1 protein-coding gene is annotated in these 280 nt (G+C 48.9%); it reads left to right on the forward strand.

Going from position 1 to position 280, the window contains the following annotated elements:
- On the forward strand, positions 1-280 hold a 280-nt coding region (locus CD147_RS12640), incomplete at both ends, for a hypothetical protein (RefSeq protein WP_206185157.1).

Below are 280 nucleotides of genomic sequence, written 5' to 3' on the forward strand. Positions count from 1 at the left end.
ATAACGACGGTGTATCAGATGTAGTAGATCCAGCAGATGCAGACTCTGACGCAGATGCAGACGCAGATTCTGATGCAGACGCAGATTCTGATGCAGACGCAGATGCAGACTCTGACGCAGATGCAGATACAGATGGAGACTCTGACGCAGATGCAGACTCTGACGCAGATGCAGATGCAGATTCTGATGCAGACGCAGATGCAGATTCTGATGCAGACACAGATGGAGACGGCATCACAGATGATGTTGATACAGATGATGATAATGACGGCGTTAACGA

This window comes from Staphylococcus devriesei, assembly GCF_002902625.1.
GTDB lineage: Bacteria > Bacillota > Bacilli > Staphylococcales > Staphylococcaceae > Staphylococcus > Staphylococcus devriesei.